Origin of the sequence: Nonomuraea terrae (genome assembly GCF_044465245.1) — a bacterium.
Classification (GTDB): domain Bacteria; phylum Actinomycetota; class Actinomycetes; order Streptosporangiales; family Streptosporangiaceae; genus Nonomuraea; species Nonomuraea terrae.
Map to the genome: position 1 here is coordinate 606,366 of NZ_JBITLL010000006.1, position 15,780 is coordinate 622,145.

The 15,780-nt window shown below is 71.4% G+C and carries 14 protein-coding genes; 8 read left to right on the forward strand and 6 right to left on the reverse strand.

The genetic code is table 11. From position 1 onward, the window contains the following. Window positions 1–4: 4 nt before the first annotated feature. A complete protein-coding gene (locus tag ACIBP6_RS32235) occupies window positions 5–1,441 on the forward strand; it encodes a S10 family peptidase (protein WP_397057606.1) in 1,437 nt (478 codons plus the stop codon). Here the strand turns inward: ACIBP6_RS32235 and ACIBP6_RS32240 are convergent. The 5 genes from ACIBP6_RS32240 to ACIBP6_RS32260 all read right to left on the reverse strand — a co-directional run bounded on the left by ACIBP6_RS32240 (window position 1,409) and on the right by ACIBP6_RS32260 (window position 5,916). After that, the gene (locus ACIBP6_RS32240; RefSeq protein ID WP_397057607.1) at window positions 1,409–2,248 is read right to left on the reverse strand and encodes a hypothetical protein; all 840 of its coding nucleotides are present in this window, start codon (window positions 2,246–2,248) and stop codon (window positions 1,409–1,411) included. The genes ACIBP6_RS32235 and ACIBP6_RS32240 overlap by 33 nt on opposite strands. 71 nt (window positions 2,249–2,319) lie before the next feature. Continuing rightward, on the reverse strand, window positions 2,320–2,739 hold the full coding sequence (locus ACIBP6_RS32245) for a peptidase inhibitor family I36 protein (RefSeq protein WP_397057608.1): 420 nt from the start codon (window positions 2,737–2,739) through the stop codon (window positions 2,320–2,322). Between the two features lie 245 nt (window positions 2,740–2,984). Then, window positions 2,985–3,755 carry an SDR family NAD(P)-dependent oxidoreductase gene (locus ACIBP6_RS32250; RefSeq protein ID WP_397057609.1) on the reverse strand — a complete coding sequence of 257 codons (771 nt, stop codon included), beginning with the start codon at window positions 3,753–3,755 and terminating at the stop codon, window positions 2,985–2,987. After that, window positions 3,752–4,756 carry a DUF4432 family protein gene (locus ACIBP6_RS32255; protein ID WP_397057610.1) on the reverse strand — a complete coding sequence of 335 codons (1,005 nt, stop codon included), beginning with the start codon at window positions 4,754–4,756 and terminating at the stop codon, window positions 3,752–3,754. Before ACIBP6_RS32255 ends, ACIBP6_RS32250 begins: the two co-directional genes overlap by 4 nt. Beyond that, window positions 4,753–5,916, reverse strand: coding sequence for a DUF4185 domain-containing protein (locus ACIBP6_RS32260; protein ID WP_397057611.1), 1,164 nt, complete (start codon window positions 5,914–5,916; stop codon window positions 4,753–4,755). The genes ACIBP6_RS32255 and ACIBP6_RS32260 overlap by 4 nt, the downstream gene beginning before the upstream one ends. Before the next feature lie 129 nt (window positions 5,917–6,045). On the opposite strand from ACIBP6_RS32260, the gene ACIBP6_RS32265 reads away from it, so the two are divergent. The 5 genes from ACIBP6_RS32265 to ACIBP6_RS32285 all read left to right on the forward strand — a co-directional run bounded on the left by ACIBP6_RS32265 (window position 6,046) and on the right by ACIBP6_RS32285 (window position 12,598). Then, the gene (locus ACIBP6_RS32265) at window positions 6,046–7,005 is read left to right on the forward strand and encodes a phage baseplate protein (RefSeq protein ID WP_397057612.1); all 960 of its coding nucleotides are present in this window, start codon (window positions 6,046–6,048) and stop codon (window positions 7,003–7,005) included. 72 nt (window positions 7,006–7,077) lie between these two features. Continuing rightward, a complete protein-coding gene (locus ACIBP6_RS32270; RefSeq protein ID WP_397057613.1) occupies window positions 7,078–8,688 on the forward strand; it encodes an ABC-F family ATP-binding cassette domain-containing protein in 1,611 nt (536 codons plus the stop codon). 89 nt (window positions 8,689–8,777) lie between these two features. Further along, window positions 8,778–9,581, forward strand: a complete 804-nt coding sequence (locus ACIBP6_RS32275) for a hypothetical protein (protein WP_397057614.1) — start codon at window positions 8,778–8,780, stop codon at window positions 9,579–9,581. Between the two features lie 146 nt (window positions 9,582–9,727). Beyond that, on the forward strand, window positions 9,728–11,398 hold the full coding sequence (locus ACIBP6_RS32280; protein WP_397057615.1) for a hypothetical protein: 1,671 nt from the start codon (window positions 9,728–9,730) through the stop codon (window positions 11,396–11,398). Between the two features lie 99 nt (window positions 11,399–11,497). Then, window positions 11,498–12,598 carry a C40 family peptidase gene (locus ACIBP6_RS32285; protein ID WP_397057616.1) on the forward strand — a complete coding sequence of 367 codons (1,101 nt, stop codon included), beginning with the start codon at window positions 11,498–11,500 and terminating at the stop codon, window positions 12,596–12,598. A 5-nt stretch (window positions 12,599–12,603) separates the two neighbouring features. Here the strand turns inward: ACIBP6_RS32285 and ACIBP6_RS32290 are convergent, their stop codons facing one another. Then, complete coding sequence (locus ACIBP6_RS32290) at window positions 12,604–13,095, reverse strand: inorganic diphosphatase (RefSeq protein ID WP_106243463.1); 492 nt, start codon at window positions 13,093–13,095, stop codon at window positions 12,604–12,606. Window positions 13,096–13,179: 84 nt separating this feature from the next. On the opposite strand from ACIBP6_RS32290, the gene dacB reads away from it, so the two are divergent. Then, on the forward strand, window positions 13,180–14,607 hold the full coding sequence (gene dacB / locus ACIBP6_RS32295; RefSeq protein ID WP_397057617.1) for a D-alanyl-D-alanine carboxypeptidase/D-alanyl-D-alanine endopeptidase: 1,428 nt from the start codon (window positions 13,180–13,182) through the stop codon (window positions 14,605–14,607). 51 nt (window positions 14,608–14,658) lie between these two features. Further along, window positions 14,659–15,735, forward strand: coding sequence for a zinc-dependent metalloprotease (locus tag ACIBP6_RS32300; RefSeq protein ID WP_397057618.1), 1,077 nt, complete (start codon window positions 14,659–14,661; stop codon window positions 15,733–15,735). Window positions 15,736–15,780: the final 45 nt, after the last annotated feature.

Genomic DNA, 15,780 nt, shown 5'->3' on the forward strand with positions numbered 1-15,780 from the left:
CGGCATGTCTGAAGAGTCGAAACCCGCCGCCCCCGCCGACAACCTCGTCACCTCCTCCCACACGTTGCCGTCCGGCGAGGCGTACACCGCCACGACCGGGACCATGGTGCTGCGGGAGGAGGTGTTCACCGACGGGACGTTCGAGGGTCTGCGGCCGAAGGCCGAGATGTTCGTCACCGCGTACACCCTGGACGGGGCCGACCCGCTCACCCGGCCGGTGACGTTCGCCTTCAACGGCGGGCCCGGCTCCTCCAGCGTGTGGCTGCATTTGGGCGTGCTCGGGCCGCGCCGGGTCGTCATGGGCGACGCGGGGGCGCTGCTGCCGCCGCCGTACGGGCTGGCCGACAACGAGGAGACGTTGCTGAAGGAGAGCGACCTGGTCTTCATCGACCCCGTCTCCACCGGCTTCTCGCGGGCGGCCGAGGGTGAGAAGCCGGAGCCGTACCACGGGTTCAAGGGCGACCTGGAGTCGGTGGGCGAGCTCATCAGGCTGTGGACCACCAGGAACGGGCGGTGGATGTCGCCGAAGTTCCTGGCCGGCGAGTCGTACGGCACGGTCAGGGCGGCGGGGCTGGCCGAGCACCTGCAGTCGCGCTACGGCATGTACCTCAACGGCGTGATGCTGATCTCCTCGGTGCTGGACTACATCACCGGCGAGTTCAACGAGGGCAACGACCTGGCCTACGCCCTCTATCTGCCGACTTATGCGGCTATCGCGCACTATCACGGGCTGCACGGCGACCGGTCGCTGGAAGACGTGCTCCGCGAGGCCGAGGAGTACGCCGCGAAGGACTACATGTGGGCCCTGGGCCGCGGCAACCGGCTCACCCCCGAGGAGCGGACGGCCGCGGTCGCCAAGGTCGCCTCGCTGACCGGGCTGAGCGAGGACTACGTCGACCGGGTGAACCTGCGGATCGAGCACATCAGGTTCTTCACCGAGGTGCTGCGCCCGCGCCGGCAGGTCGTCGGCCGCCTCGACGGCCGCTTCATCGGATGGGACCCCGACGCCGGGCGCGAGCACTTCGCCGCCGACCCGAGCATGAACGCGATCACCGGCCCCTACGGCGCCGCGCTCAACCACTACCTGCGCTCGGAGCTCGGCTACGCCAACGACCTGCCGTACGAGATCCTCACCTCGCGCGTGCGGCCGTGGTCGTACAAGGAATTCGAGAACGCGCACGTGGCGGTGGTGGACCGGCTGGCCACGGCCATGCGGACCAACCCCCACCTGCGCGTCCACGTGGCGTGCGGCTACTACGACGGCGCGACGCCGTACTTCGCGGCCGAGCACTCCTTCGCCCGCCTGCCCGTGCCCGCCGAGCTGGCCCGCAACATCGAGTTCGCCTACTACGAGGCGGGACACATGATGTACGTGCACGAGCCCAGCAGGCTGAGGCAGTCCGCGGACCTAGCGGCCTTCGTCCGCGCTCAGAACGGCTGAGGCGCGCTTCAGCCGCTGCTTGAGGTTGGCCCGCAGGGCGGAGAACCGCGCGGGATTGTCGGTGATCACCTTGTCCTGCCGCTCGGCGTCGGCCGTGTACCAGGCGAGCACCAGCCCCGACGACCACTTGCAGGTCGTGTCGTCGGTCGCCGTGCGCTTCTCCGCCTCGCTGACCTGCGGCTGGTCCAGGTTCCAGCGCTTGTCGCCGATGGCCGCCTCGGGTGAGGCGTAGGAGTGGCCGGCCTTGCTCATGCACTCCCGCCAGCGCTTGACCGCCGTGACCACGGACGGGTCCTTGGCGGCCTGCTCCAGCGTGACGGAGTCCTGCTGGGCCAGCCACGGCCAGTCGGCCTTGGGCGCGCCCTTGTCCAGGCCGAGCGTGGCCTGGTCGACGCAGCCCCGGTCGGCTGCGGTGCCGTACAGCCGCTGCCGGGTCTGCTCGGGCAGCTTGGCCGCCCAGGCGTCGGTGGTGTTCGGAGCGGGCGGCCTGGCCAGGTGGTAGCCGTGGGTCCTGGCCGCGTCGATGTCGGTGACGCCGTAGCGTCGCGAGTTGCCGGGGTCGATCGCCGCGAGGGTCTTGGGGTCCTCGGCCGGCGGGGTGACCGTGATGCCGTGCTCGCGCATGCACGCGACGAGCAGGCGGTTGTGGGCGTTGCCCAGGACGGCCCGCTGTTTGGGAGTGGTCTTGTACGCGTCGAACGGCAGCACCAGCTTCTCCACCACGGTGACGCCCTGGGTGGGCGCCGGCGGTGCGGGCGGCTGCGGCTGCTCGGCGGCGCAGGCCGCGGTGACGACCGCCAGCAACACTGCGCTGGCGAGGACCCCGCGGCGGCCGGTTTCCGGCGGCCAAGCCCGGAAACCGGCACTCCCGGCGTCGGTCAGCGGCACCAGATGTCGAGCGAGCTGGCGCGGTTGTTGCCGACGGCGTTGTTCGCGAGCAGGCCATCGTTCGAGTTGTGCGTGAACGTGCTGTGCGAGCCGGTGTAACCGGGGTGCTGCCACAGGGTGGCGCTGCAGCCGATCCGGTTCCGCACGGAGCTGGTGTCGTTGTCCATGCTGCGCCAGGAGTTGCTGAAGTCCCAGTTCAGCCAGTTGTTGTCGGCCAGGTTGGAGTCGTCCTGGACGAAGTCCCGCCAGTGGTCGGCCTGCCCGCGGTTGTAGTCGTAGCCGGCGTACAGGCAGACGCGGCCGCCGTAGCAGGTCGAGCGCGGGCTCGCCACAGCGGCGGCAGCGGGGGCGGCCACGGTGAACAGTGTGACCGCGGCGACGATGCCAGCGGCCTTCTTGGATAGCCTCACGGGTCTCTCCTCAGATCGGTGAGTGGGTTTCGACCTCGGTAATGCGGCGTGCCGAATCGAACGCGAGTCGTGGTGACCCGCTGATCCCGCAAGGCTGCGCGCCCCGGAAAGGGTCGCGTGCCCGGCCGCCGACCAAGACGTACCAGCCCGGTGATGTGGGACTTCGCCGCGTTGACGCAACGCTTGCCAGCTGTGGTGCGCCGCTGGAGGAACCCGTGGGCTCTGCTTTCAGTCGGGGAGGGCTCTCACTCGGGGAGCGCGGCGGGGTTCTGCGCGAGCAGACCGCCGTCCACGCGGTGCTCGGCCCCCGTGATGAACGACGAGCGCGGCCCCGCGAGGAACGCGACCAGCTCCGCGACCTCCTCCGGCCGGCCCACGCGCCCGAGCGGGTGGGAGCGGCCCCACTGCGCCACCTGCTCCTCCTGCGACAGCTCGCCGCGCCACAGGTCCGCCGCCCAGCGCAGCATGGGGGTGTCGACCGAGCCGGGGCAGACGGCGTTGACCCTGATGCCGTCGGCCGCGTGGTCGAGCGCCATGGCCTTGGTCAGGCCGTTGAGCGCGGCCTTGCTCGCGGTGTAGGCGGCCACCTTGGCCTGCGAGGCGAACGCCTGCACCGACGAGACGACCACGATGGAGCCGCCGCCGCGTTCGCGCAGCCGGGGGACGGCCGCCTGGCAGGTGAGGTAGACGCCCTTGAGGTTGACGTCGAGCACTTCGTCCCAGACGTCCTCGGGGGTGGTCTCGACGGTGCCGTAGCGCTGCACGCCGGCGCAGGTCACCACGACGTCGAGGCCGCCGTACCGGGTGACGGCGAGGTCGACCAGGTCGCGCATGTCGCCGGCCCGGCGTACGTCGGCGGTCCTCCCGGTGACGCGCTCGCCGTCGACCTCGGCCTCCGCGTCCGCGCCGCAGAACACCACGGACGCGCCGCCGGCGGCAAGCCGGTCGACCACCGCCCGGCCGATGCCCATCGACCCGCCCGTGACCAGCGCCACCTTGCCGTCGAACTCGCTCACGCCAGCACCTCCGCGCGCATCCGCATCACCTTCGTCTCGTACGGGTCCAGCGCGAGCGCCGTCCCGTTGGCCACCGCGGCGGCCAGGCCGTCGGTCGGCATGCCGGCGAACGGCTCCAGCCCGATCGTGTACGCCCGTCCCCACCAGGGGTAGCCGGTGGACGCGCCGAGCTCCTGCCACATCCACAGGTAGGGCAGCACCGTCGCATCCCATTCCACCCGAATGCCGATGTCTCCCACGATCTCGTACCAGCCTTCCGGGAAGCCGGTCAGGTAGACGATGTCGCTGGGGGAGCCGGGCTCGGGCACCACGCTCAGGTCCGTCCGCCCGCCGCCGTGGGCCGGGACCTCGGGCCACGAGCCGCCCGCCGCGACCCTGCGGTCCGGCGGGTTGACGGCGCTCTCGTGCGGGATCACCGTGACGCCCTCCGGCAGCCTGATCCTGGCCCCCGGCCGCAGGAACGGGCGGCCGTACACGATGTGCTGCCCCCACATGGCGTGCAGCGCCAGCCCCGACTCGTTGGTGGCCCGCCCCTCGACCTCCAGCGCGGCCGTCCCCGACCGCACCCGCAACACCTTCTCCATCCGGTACGGCAGCCGCCGCGTGCGCACGCTCAGCCGCACCGCGACCTCCTCCGGGGAGTCGGCCACGACCTCGCACTCCCACGGCAGCCCCGACACCTCGCCGTGCTGCGCGAGCCGCGCCCCCCGGTACTCGCTGGGCGCGCCGCCGTTCGGGAAGATCTCCTGCCAGCCGCCCTCGTAATGGTCGACGAACGGGGCGACGCCGTCGGGCGCGCCCTGCAGGTGATCGCGCGGGTCGCGCAGGCCCTGCGGCGACAGCCAGACGAAGTCGGTGTCGGTGGGCTTGTGCAGGAACTCCACCACGTCGCCGCCCTTGCCCGGCAGGACGGTCACGCGCAGCCGTTCGTTCTCCAGCGTGACCGCGTCGATCCCGCCGATGGAGCCCCGCCGCAGCCGGGCCGCCCAGTTGCGTCTCACCGGAAGGTCACGTCCAGGAAGCGCGGCCGGTAGATGGTGACGTCGCGGTAGTGGTCGGTGTTGACCAAGCTGTTCACGTTGTACGAGACCACCAGGCCGTCGCCCGCCACGTCGGGGTGGGCGTGGGCGTTGTAGGTGAAGATGTTCCCGCCGGTCTCGGGGGTCGTGTAGACGTGCTGCTTGCCGGTGAACGGCCCGAAGGGCGAGCAGGACGAGTAGGCCACGATGTTCGGGCTCAGCGCCTCCGTCGTGTCATGCGTGATCAGGACATATCCGGATCCGACCTTGGTGACGCTGTACTCGTTCGCCACCCCGCTCATCACCCGCGCCGAGTCGGCCTCGTCCGGCGACCAGGTGCCGTCGGCCGTCAGGAACTCCCAGTCGCCCAGCAGACTGTGGCCCTTGACCCGGGCGATGTGCATGTACTTGGGCGAGCCGAGGTCCTCGACCCCGTAGACGTAGGTGTGTCCGCCGTCCTCCAGGAGGCCGGACGCCCAGGCCACGCCGTTGCCCGACGGCAGCTCGTGCACGCCGATGGGCTCGGTGAGCCGGCCGGGCGCGAACCTGGCCACCACGTTGCGGTGCCAGCGCCAGTCCCATGCCCCCGGGCCGAAACGCTCGTACTCCTGGTAGGTGACCTCCACGACCCCACCGGCCAGCGTGGCGTCACCGGCCCAGTACCAGTGGTTCGCGTCGCGCGGGGGCATCAGCGCCTCCGGCTTGTCGTCCGTGCCGCCCTGGATGGTGGCCAGCCGGCCGTCGCGCTCGACGGCGAAGGAATTGTTCAGGAAGACCGTCGTGCCGCCCTCCTCGACCACCGGCGGCCGCGAGCCGTCGGCGTTGACCTGGCCGAGGAACGTGTCGGAGAACACCCACAGCTGCCGCCCGCTCGGCAGCCGCAGCGAGTACGTGCCGTCGGCGCCCGTCCAGTCCTTCAGGCTGCTGTTGTCGTTGCCGTGGCTGGTGAACAGGCTGGTCAGCCGCGGGTTGACCGTCGCGCTCCCGACCTGCGGCGCGCACGCCGGGGCCGCCGCGGGCTGCTGTGGGACGGCGACGGACGGGACGGGCTTCGGCGGGGCGGCGGAGGCGGGCTGCGGTACGGCCGTGAGACCGAGCAACGCGATGGCCAGGGGGGCGAGGGCGGAGCGGAATCGCGTCATCACCTGTCCTAGGGGGAGGAGTCCCTACAGTTCTAGTCATTAGATCACTTACTGTCCAGACCCTTTGTGAGCACAAGCCGCCATTAGGGTTGGACGCCGAAACTGTCGCTGAGTGGAACGGACGTGTAAATGTCAGCCCATGTGCCGGTGACCCGCAGAGGACTGCTCAAGCTCGGCGCCGGAGTCGCCGCGACCGCAGCGCTGGCCCCGGCGGAAGCCGCAGCCGCCGCCGAGGGCCGGTTCGACCTCACCGCCCCATCGACCTCGCTGATCTGGAAGAAACCGCTGCGCGACGGCACCGTGTTGCAGTCGTTCGCCATCGACAACACCAACCGGCACATCTACGCGGTGCAGCTGAAGAACGGTGGCGGCTCGAACGCCGCGGGCGACCTGTGCGTGACCAAGCTGAGCCTGTCCGGGTCGATCCTCGGCCACATGTACCTCATGGGCTTCGGCCACGGTGTCCAGATCGGCGTCGAGCCGTCGGGCACGTCGGCGTACCTGTGGACGGAGACGGACGCGGCGGGCGCGGCCGACGGGGCCAGGGGCACGCGGCTGGCCAGGTTCAGGTTCGTCAACGGCCGCACGATCAGCCCGTCGTCGTCGGGACTGACCAAGTACTCCCTGGTCGCGGGCGCGTCCAACACCACCTGCACGATCGACCCCTCGACCGGCCGGCTGGTGATGCGCTACCACGACGGCAGCGGGTTCCGCTTCGCCGCGTACTCGCAGGCGGAGGTCAAGTCGGGCTCGAAGGAGCGGGTGTTCGACGTCGCCCAGCCCTCCGGCCTCGGCACTTTCCAGGGTTACGCCGCGTACGGGAACTTCGTCTACATCCTGACCGGCAACGCCTACCACGCCGGCGACAACCCGCCTCCCGGCGACACCTACACGCACTGCGTCGACCTGCGCACCGGGAAGCTGGTTCAGCGCGCCCGCAGCGTGGCCGGCAAGTCGCTCGACTACCGGGAGCCCGAGGGCATGGGCATCCAGATCGTCAACGGCGCCCCGCGCCTGTGCCTCGGCCTCGCCTCCGGCCCCAGCGGCGACCGCCTGGCCAGCATCTTCTACAAGACGAAGCTGATCTGAGCCGGCGGAAATCCGTGTGACGGCCTCCCAGGCGGGCCGATAGCCTCGTGCGGGGTTCCGAAGGGATGAGTCGTGGGACATGTGGAAATAGGGCACCTGACATACGTGCTGCCCGACGGCAGGCCGCTGCTCAACGACGTGTCCTTCCGGATCGGCGAAGGCGTCAAGGCCGCCCTCGTCGGGCCCAACGGCGCCGGCAAGACCACGCTCATGCGGCTGGTCGCCGGTGACCTGCAGCCGGTCGAGGGCAGCGTGGCGAGCTCCGGCGGGCTGGGCGTGATGCGGCAGTTCATCGGCAGCGTGCGCGACGGCAGCACCGTGCGCGACCTGCTGCTCGGCGTCGCCCCGCCGGCCGTGCGGAACGCCGCCCAGCGGCTCGACGACGCCGAGCTGGCCATGATGGAGCGCGACGACGAGAAGACGCAGATGCGCTACGCCCAGGCCATCAGCGACTACACCGACGCCGGCGGCTACGACATCGAGGTGCTCTGGGACACCTGCACGGTCGCCGCGCTCGGGGTGCCGTACGAACGGGTGCAATACCGCGACGTGTCCACGCTGTCGGGCGGCGAGCAGAAGCGCCTGGTCCTGGAGGCCCTGCTGCGCGGCCCCGACCAGACGCTGCTGCTCGACGAGCCCGACAACTACCTCGACGTGCCCGGCAAGGAGTGGCTGGAGCAGCAGCTCAGGGAGACGCCGAAGACGGTGCTGCTGGTCAGCCACGACCGACAGCTCCTCGCGAACGCCGCCGACCGCATCATCACCGTCGAGTCGGGCAACATCTGGATCCACGGCGGCGGCTTCGCCACGTACGCCGAGGCCCGCAGGGCCCGCAACGAGCGCCTCGACGAGCTGCGCCGGCGCTGGGACGAAGAGCACGCCAAGCTCAAGGCCCTGGTCAACATGCTGAAGAACAAGGCGAGATACAACGACGGCATGGCCGCCCCGTACCACGCCGCCCAGACGCGGTTGCGCAAGTTCGAGGAGGCCGGGCCGCCCGAGACGGCCCCCGCCGACCAGAACATCACGATGCGCCTGCGCGGCGGCCGCACCGGCAAGCGCGCCGTCATCTGCGAGGGCCTGGAGCTCACCGGCCTCATGCGCCCGTTCGACCTGGAGATCTGGTACGGCGAGCGGGTCGCGGTGCTCGGCTCCAACGGCTCCGGCAAGTCCCACTTCCTGCGCCTGCTGGCCGGCGAGCCGGTCGCCCACGAGGGCGTCGCCAGGCTGGGCGCCCGCGTGGTGCCCGGCCACTTCGCGCAGACCCACGCCCGCCCCGACCTGCTCGGCCGCACCCCGGTCGAGATCGTCATGACCGAGCACGCCCGCCTGAAGAACGAGGCGATGAAGGCGCTGGCCCGCTACGAGCTGGCCGGTCCTGTCGCCGAGCAGCGCTTCGACACGCTCTCCGGCGGCCAGCAGGCGCGCCTGCAGATCCTGCTGCTGGAGCTGTCCGGGGCCACGCTGCTGCTGCTCGACGAGCCCACCGACAACCTCGACCTGGCCAGCGCCGAGGCGCTGCAGGCGGGCCTGGCGGCATTCGACGGCACGGTGCTCGCGGTCACCCACGACCGCTGGTTCGCCGCCGACTTCGACCGCTATCTGGTCTTCGGCTCCGACGGCAGGGTCTACGAGTCCGCCGAGCCGGTCTGGGACGAGACCCGCGTGGTCCGCCCCCGCTGAGGGCTTCGGGCAAGAGATCCCTTAAAGAGTTGGTACGCCCGGCGCGTGTCCCCTGCCGGGCACGCCCAGGCTCGGGTTATCACGGCAAAGTGATCCTGCGTAGCCGAACCGTCAGCCTCCTCGCACTCGGGGCGATCTGCCTCACCGGGTGCGCGAGCGAGGACCAGCCCGCACAGCCAGCGCTCAAGCCCCTCGCTCTCAAGGAGCAGGTCTCGAACATCGCCAAGTCCGCCGACGGATACGCCGTCAGCTGGGCGGGCGTGCTCAACAACGCCAACCCATGGCACTTCGGCGAGCACGTCGTGGCGACGATCGTCGGTCACGACGCCAAGGGGGCCGAGATCGTCCGGATGGACCAGCCGCTCGACGCGGTGCCGCCGGGCGGGCAGCTGGCCTTCACCGGTCAGGCGAGCGCCGCGCAGAAGCCGGCCAAGGTGTCGATCCAGTACCGTCCCGCGCAGTGGCGGCAGGCCGCCCGGATTCCTTCGGCGTTCCACCGGTTCCCGGTTTCGCGTGTGCAGACGATGCGCCAGAAAGACGGCTCGTACCTCATTACGGGATATGTCACGAATCCTTATCGGGTGACGGCCGGCAGCCTCGTCGTGAACGCGTTGCTGCGCGATCAGTCCGGCAAACTCGTCGGAGGCGGCAGCACGTTCGTGGACGACGTGAAGGCGGGCAGCCCGCCGCGATTCGTCCTCACGGTGAGCGGGGTGCCGAAGAACGCGAAGGTGGCGAGGACGGACGTCTCGGCGCGTACCTGGGGGTCAACCGGGAAGCCGTACGAGGAGCTGGCGCTGGCCGGGATGGCTCCGGTGCACACGGTCAAGCCGACGACCGAGCCGTTCGCGGAGGACCGCAGGACGCAGATCGTGTCAGAGTATAAGCAGTAGTTTTCGCCGTAAACGGCGAAAAATCGGGCGGGCTCGTGATAAGTCCTGTAATTTACGCATGAAATTCGGGCGCGTTGCCCGAAAACCGCTGCCATCGCCGCTGAAATGGTAGAACTACTAGTTACCGATCCATTACCTTCGGTCACATGAATGACCGCGTCCTGGTAGAAGCCCTCCGCGCCCGTGATCGGGCGGCGCTCACCGCGCTCTACGACACGTACGCGGAGAGCCTCTACCGCTACTGCTGGTCCCTTCTCCTGAGCGCCGACAGCGCCCAGGTGGCGCTGCGCGACACGCTCATCGCCGCCGAGGCGCACGCGGGCGCGCTGGCCGACCCCGGGCGGCTGCGCGCCTGGCTGTACGCGCTGGCCAGGGCCGAGTGCCTGCGCCGCAGGGCCGCCGCGCCGCCGGGCGCCGACGAGGCATTGGCCGAGGCGCCGCCGCTCGACGACCCCGCCGACGCCGACCTGCGCGTCATGGCCTGGAACGCCGTGCAGAGCCTGCCCGCCGCCGACCGCGAGATCCTCGAGCTCGTCCACCGGCACGCCGTGCCCCCCGCCGAGCTCGCCCAGGTGCTCGCGATCCCGGCCCGCCAGGTCGAGCCGGCCATGGAGGAGGCGCTGGAGCGCCTGCAGGACGCGATCACGGCCGAGATCCTGGCCAGGAAGGGCCCGTACGACTGCCCGCGGCGGGCCCGCATCCTGGCCGGCTTCACCGGCGAGCTGACCCAGGAGATGCGCGAACACCTGGTCAGGCACCTGCCGCGGTGCGAGACCTGCGCGCCTCACCGCACCCGCCAGGTGTCGGCCGCCAAGGTCTTCGAGCTGCTGCCCCAGATCGCGCTGCCCGAGTCGCTGCGCATCAGGGTGATGAGCTGCTTCATCGATCCGGAATTGCTGCCGTACCGCCGTTATGTCGCCCGGCGGACGAGCGCGCTCGGCGCGGCCGGATTTCCCGTTCCCGCCTTCTCGCAGGCTCGGCGGTGGCCTCAGGCGCTGGCGGGCGCGGTGGCGGCGGTCGCGGCCGTGGTGGCGATAGCCGTCATCTTCGACCAGATCGGCAGGGAGAACGGCGGCGTGAGCGGCGTGGCGACGGCCGCGTTCCCGCCCACGGGCGAGCCGCCCGGCATCCGCCTGCCCTGGCAGGCCGAGCCGCAGGACATGCCGCTGACCGTGGTCCCCATCCTCGACGAGACGGGCGCCAAGCCGGTGGGGACACCTCCGGGTCAGCCCCCAGGCCCGTCCTCGGAGCCGGTCCGGGGCACGCCTCCGTCGCGCGGGCCGGCCCGGCCCGCGCCGAGCGCGGGCACGCCGACCTCGCCCGGCGCGGGCCACTCCCAGCCGCCCCAGACCTCGCATCCACCGGTGACGGAGACGCCGCCCCCCGGAGTGCATCCGACGGCCCATCCGACGAAGGGCCCGCGTCCTGGCTGGCCCGGCGGACGTCCGCCGGGAGCGCGCCCTCCGGGCAAGTGGGTCTCGTGCCGGCGCGACCAGCGTCACCACTGTCCCCCCCACAGCCACCGGCCGCCCCATGGTCACCGGCCGCCGCACGGCACGAGGCCCCCGCACACCCACAGGCCCCCGCACACCAAGCCGCCGCACACCCACCGGCCGCCGCAGACGCCCGGCCCCAGGCCGACTGCCACGTCCAGCCCGCCGCCACCCCAGCCGACCGTGCAGCCCACGGCGCCACCGCCGCAGCCACCGCCGCAGCCACCGCAGCAGCAGCCGCCGCCTCCGCCCCAGCCCACCACGCCGCCGCAGCCCGCGCCGCCCCCGGCCGGCCAGCCGAATCCGTCAGGCTCCATCGGCTGAGACCCCCCGAACACACGTTCCGGTGGCGTTGACTACGTTACGTGAGCGCATTGCCGGGAACTGTGTGCATAGAGTGACCATCTGTTTTCGGGGGGACCTATGCGCGCATTCCGGGCCGGGCTCCTCGCGGCCTGTTTGCTCGTCGGCCACTGCCCGCCCGCCGTGGCGGAGCCGCGCCCGTCCTCGCGCGAGGTGGAGCGGGCCCGTCAGACCGTACGCGAGCGGTCGAAGGAGCTGGGCCGGACGAACGCCGAGCTGGCCACGGCCCAGGCCCGGCTGGACGAGCTGGCGGCCGAGGTGGGGCGGCTGGTGGAGGTGTACAACGGGGAGCGGGTCAGGCTCCGGCAGGCCGAGGAGGCCCGCACGCAGGCCCAGGCCCGGCTGGCGGCGGCCGACGCCGAGGTCGAACGGGTCCGCCAGGACGTCGCCCTGCTGGCCACCGACGACCACGGCGGCCTCGGGCTGATGAAGCCGCTGGTCGGCATGATCCTCGACCAGGGCGGCACGGACGGTTTCCTGCACCGGGCGGGCATGCTCGGGCACCTGAGAAGCGAACGCTCCGCGCTCCTGCGCAACATGCGCGACGCGCAGGAGGTCGCGGCGATCCTGCGGGCGCAGGCGGCCAACGCCCACGCGGCCCAGCGGGCGGCCGCCGAGCGCGCCCGGCTGGCCAAGGCCGCCGCCCGGGAGGCCGTGGCCAGGCAGCGCCGCGAGACCAGGGCTCTGCGGGCCCGTAAGGACAGGCTGCAGCGCAAGGTGGACGCGGCCCGCAGCCGCGCCGAGCTGCTGGCCAGAAAGCGGGCCGCCGCCGCGCGGGGCCTGGTCACCGGCGGCTCGGCCGTCGGCGACGTGGCCGCGAACTGGGCGCTCACCCAGCTCGGCAAGCCGTACGTGTGGGCCGCCGACGGCCCCGGCTCCTACGACTGCTCGGGGCTGACCATGCGGGCCTGGGAGAGGGCGGGCGTGCGCCTCGACCACTGGACCGGCACGCAGTGGACCTCGGGCCCACGCGTGCCGTTCGACCAGCTACGCCGCGGCGACCTGCTGTTCTTCGGCCACACCGCCGACTCCTCGGCCATCCACCACGTCGGCATCTACGTCGGGCGCGGCCAGATGGTGCACGCGCCGCAGACCGGCGACGTCGTGCGGGTGGCCTCGATCTGGCGCGGGGACCTGGTGGGCGCCACCAGGCCCCGCTGAGGAGGTCAGTGGTGACCCTCCTCCTTCGCGCGCCGGAACGAGCGCTCGATCTCGGCCTCGGCCTCGATGCGCCCGACCCAGTTGGCGCCCTCGACCGACTTGCCGGGCTCGAGGTCCTTGTAGACCTCGAAGAAGTGCTGGATCTCCAGCCGGTCGAACTCGGAGACGTGGTGGATGTCCTGGATGTGGTGCATCCGCGGGTCGGTGGACGGGACACACAGGACCTTGTCGTCCCCGCCCTTCTCGTCGGTCATCCGGAACATCCCCACCGCGCGGCACGTGATGTAGCAGCCCGGGAACGTCGGCTCCTGGAGCAGCACCAGCGCGTCGAGCGGGTCGCCGTCCTCGCCGAGGGTGTGCTCGATGAAGCCGTAGTCGGCGGGGTACTGCGTGGAGGTGAACAGGAGCCGGTCGAGCCTGATCTTTCCGGTTTCGTGGTCCACTTCGTACTTGTTCCGTTGCCCCTTGGGAATCTCAACGACAACGTCGAACTCCACCGCGGTTCCTCCGCTCAGGCCCCCGGGAACCCCCGGCTGGGCGTTAATGTCTCGTAGGCGAACACAGGAGAGAGGGCAGGCGACGTGGCGCGGCGCGACCGGTGGGTGATGCTGACCACACTCGTCGTGCTCCAGGCGGTGACGATCGTCATCGGCATCTACGCGATGACCACCGGTCTGAGCCTGGGCACCCTGACGGGCGGGGCTTCACCGACCAGGCCGACGGCGTCGTCCCCGGCGGAAGGAGCTTCCCCCGTCCCCGTGGTCACCTCCGGGCCTGTGCTGGCCCGGCTTCCGGCGAAGTCCGGAGACGGACCTCTCCCGACTAAGACTACTTTGACGCGGCAGCTCACCGACGCGGCGGGGGACCGGGCGCTGGGCGACCGGGTGGGGGCCGTGGTGATCGACACGGTCACCGGGGAGCGGCTCTTCGGGGTCAATCCCGACGTGGCCATCACGCCGGCCTCCACGACCAAGGTGGTCGTCTGCGCCGCCGCGCTGGCCTCGCTGGGCCCCGACGCCAAACTGGCCACCCGGGTGGTCCAGGGCGCGAAGCCAGGCGCGATCGTCCTCGTCGGCGGCGGCGACCCGATGCTCGCCGGGCCGTCGGCCAAGCCGACGTACCCGAAGCAGGCCAGTCTGAGCGTCCTGGCGGCTCGTACGGCGGCCGCGCTCAAAAAACAAGGCGTTCAAAAAATCACGCTTTCTTACGACGCATCGCTCTTTGTTGGGCCGGCGAAGTCCAGCGGGTGGAAGCGGAACTACATCCCCGACGGAGAGGTCGCGCCCGTCCACGCCCTGGCCATGGACGAGGGCCGGCAGGACCCGCGCTCCAACACGCCCCGCGTCTCCGACCCGGCCGAGCACGCCGCCGAGGCCTTCGCCGGGCAGCTGGCCAAGCGGGGCGTCGCGGTGTCGGGCTCCGTACGCCGGGCCAAGGCGCCCGCCGGGGCCGCCGAGCTGGCCCGGGTCGACTCCGCCCCGCTCTACGCCCTGGTGGAGCACACCCTCACGCGCAGCGACAACGACTTCGCCGAGGCTCTGCTGCGGCACACCGCCATCAAGGAGGGCCAGGAGGCGTCGTTCGCGGGCGGCGCCAAGGCCGTGAACACGGTGCTGCGGCGCCTCGGCGTGACGCAGCAGGTCACGCTCACCGACGGCAGCGGTCTGTCCATCCAGAACCGCATCGCGCCGAGCACGCTGGCCCAGGTCATCGCCATGGCGGGCTCGCCGCGGCATCCCGAGCTGCACGCCGTCGCCTCCGGCATGCCGATCGCGGGCTTCTCCGGCACGCTCGGCAACGGCAGCCGGTTCACCACCCGTGACAGCAAGGACCAGGTCGGCCTCGTCCGCGCCAAGACCGGCACGCTCAACCACGTCAACACGCTCGCCGGGCTGGCCACGACGAAGGACGGGCGGCTGGTCACGTTCGCGTTCATGGCCGACCGCGTGCCGGTCAACGCCGAGCCCGTGCTCGACCGGCTGGCGGCCATCGTGTCCCGTTCCTCCTGAGTATGAGACGGCCCTTCGCGGCTTTACCTCCGAGCACGTACGGTGGACGTTATGCAGGTGATCGACTGGGATCTGGCCGTCACGACCGGTACGCGCCTGGTGCGCCCCGGTCCTCAGGTGAGCAGGGAGGAGGCCAGGCAGGCCGTCACCGAGCTCCGCACCCTGTCGCGCGAGGCCGAGGGCCACGTGCGCGAGTTCACCAAGATTCACACCGATACCGCGCCGCAGACCGCGACCGTCGTCGACCGGCCCGGCTGGATCCGGGCCAACGTCGAGGGCTTCCGCGTGGTGCTCGAGCCTTTGACCCAGCGCATGGGCAACAGCTCCAACCCGCCGCCGGCCATCGTCTCGGCCGTGGGCTCCCGCATCACCGGCGTCGAGGTCGGGGCCGTGCTGGCCTTCCTCGCCTCGCGGGTGCTCGGGCAGTATGAGCTGTTCCTCCCGCCCGATCCCACGGGCCAGGAGCCGGCCGGCCGGCTGACGCTCGTCGCGCCCAACATCGTCCACGCCGAGCGCGAGATGGGCGTCAACCCCCACGACTTCCGCCTGTGGGTCTGCCTGCACGAGGAGACCCACCGGGTGCAGTTCACGGGCGTGCCGTGGCTGCGCGAATACGTCCGCGGGCAGATGACGGAGTTCCTGCTCGCCTCCGACCTCGACCTGCCCACCCTGCTGGAGCGCCTGCGCAACGCCGCCGACACCGTGGCCGACGTGGTGCGGGGCGGCGAGGGCAACCTCATCGACGTCATCCAGTCGCCCGGCCAGAAGGAGATCCTCGACCGGCTGACCGCCGTGATGACCCTGGTCGAGGGCCACGGCGACTATGTGATGGACGCGGTGGGCCCGTCCGTGGTGCCCTCGGTCGCCGACATCCGCGGCAAGTTCGCCCAGCGCCGCGAGGGCGGCACCCGCCTCGACCGCACCGTCCGTCGTCTGCTCGGCATCGAGCTCAAGATGAAGCAGTACGCCGAGGGCTCCGCGTTCGTGCGCACGGTCGTGGACCGCGTCGGCATGGACGGCTTCAACAAGATCTGGACATCACCGGAGACCCTCCCGACGCATCAGGAGATCTCCGACCCGACGTCCTGGATCGACCGCGTCATCGGCACCCCGGCGCTCCCGGCCTGACCCGCCGCCCGGCCGGGCCGGCGCTCGCCGCGGGTGCGGGAGAAT

What these genes read in the sequence shown, in the direction of transcription:
- ACIBP6_RS32235 (WP_397057606.1), top strand. Translation starts at nt 5, where the DNA reads ATGTCTGAAGAGTCGAAACCCGCCGCCCCCGCCGACAACCTCGTCACC.
- ACIBP6_RS32260 (WP_397057611.1), bottom strand. Translation starts at nt 5,916, where the DNA reads ATGACGCGATTCCGCTCCGCCCTCGCCCCCCTGGCCATCGCGTTGCTC.
- ACIBP6_RS32265 (WP_397057612.1), top strand. Translation starts at nt 6,046, where the DNA reads ATGTCAGCCCATGTGCCGGTGACCCGCAGAGGACTGCTCAAGCTCGGC.
- ACIBP6_RS32280 (WP_397057615.1), top strand. Translation starts at nt 9,728, where the DNA reads ATGAATGACCGCGTCCTGGTAGAAGCCCTCCGCGCCCGTGATCGGGCG.
- ACIBP6_RS32285 (WP_397057616.1), top strand. Translation starts at nt 11,498, where the DNA reads ATGCGCGCATTCCGGGCCGGGCTCCTCGCGGCCTGTTTGCTCGTCGGC.
- ACIBP6_RS32300 (WP_397057618.1), top strand. Translation starts at nt 14,659, where the DNA reads ATGCAGGTGATCGACTGGGATCTGGCCGTCACGACCGGTACGCGCCTG.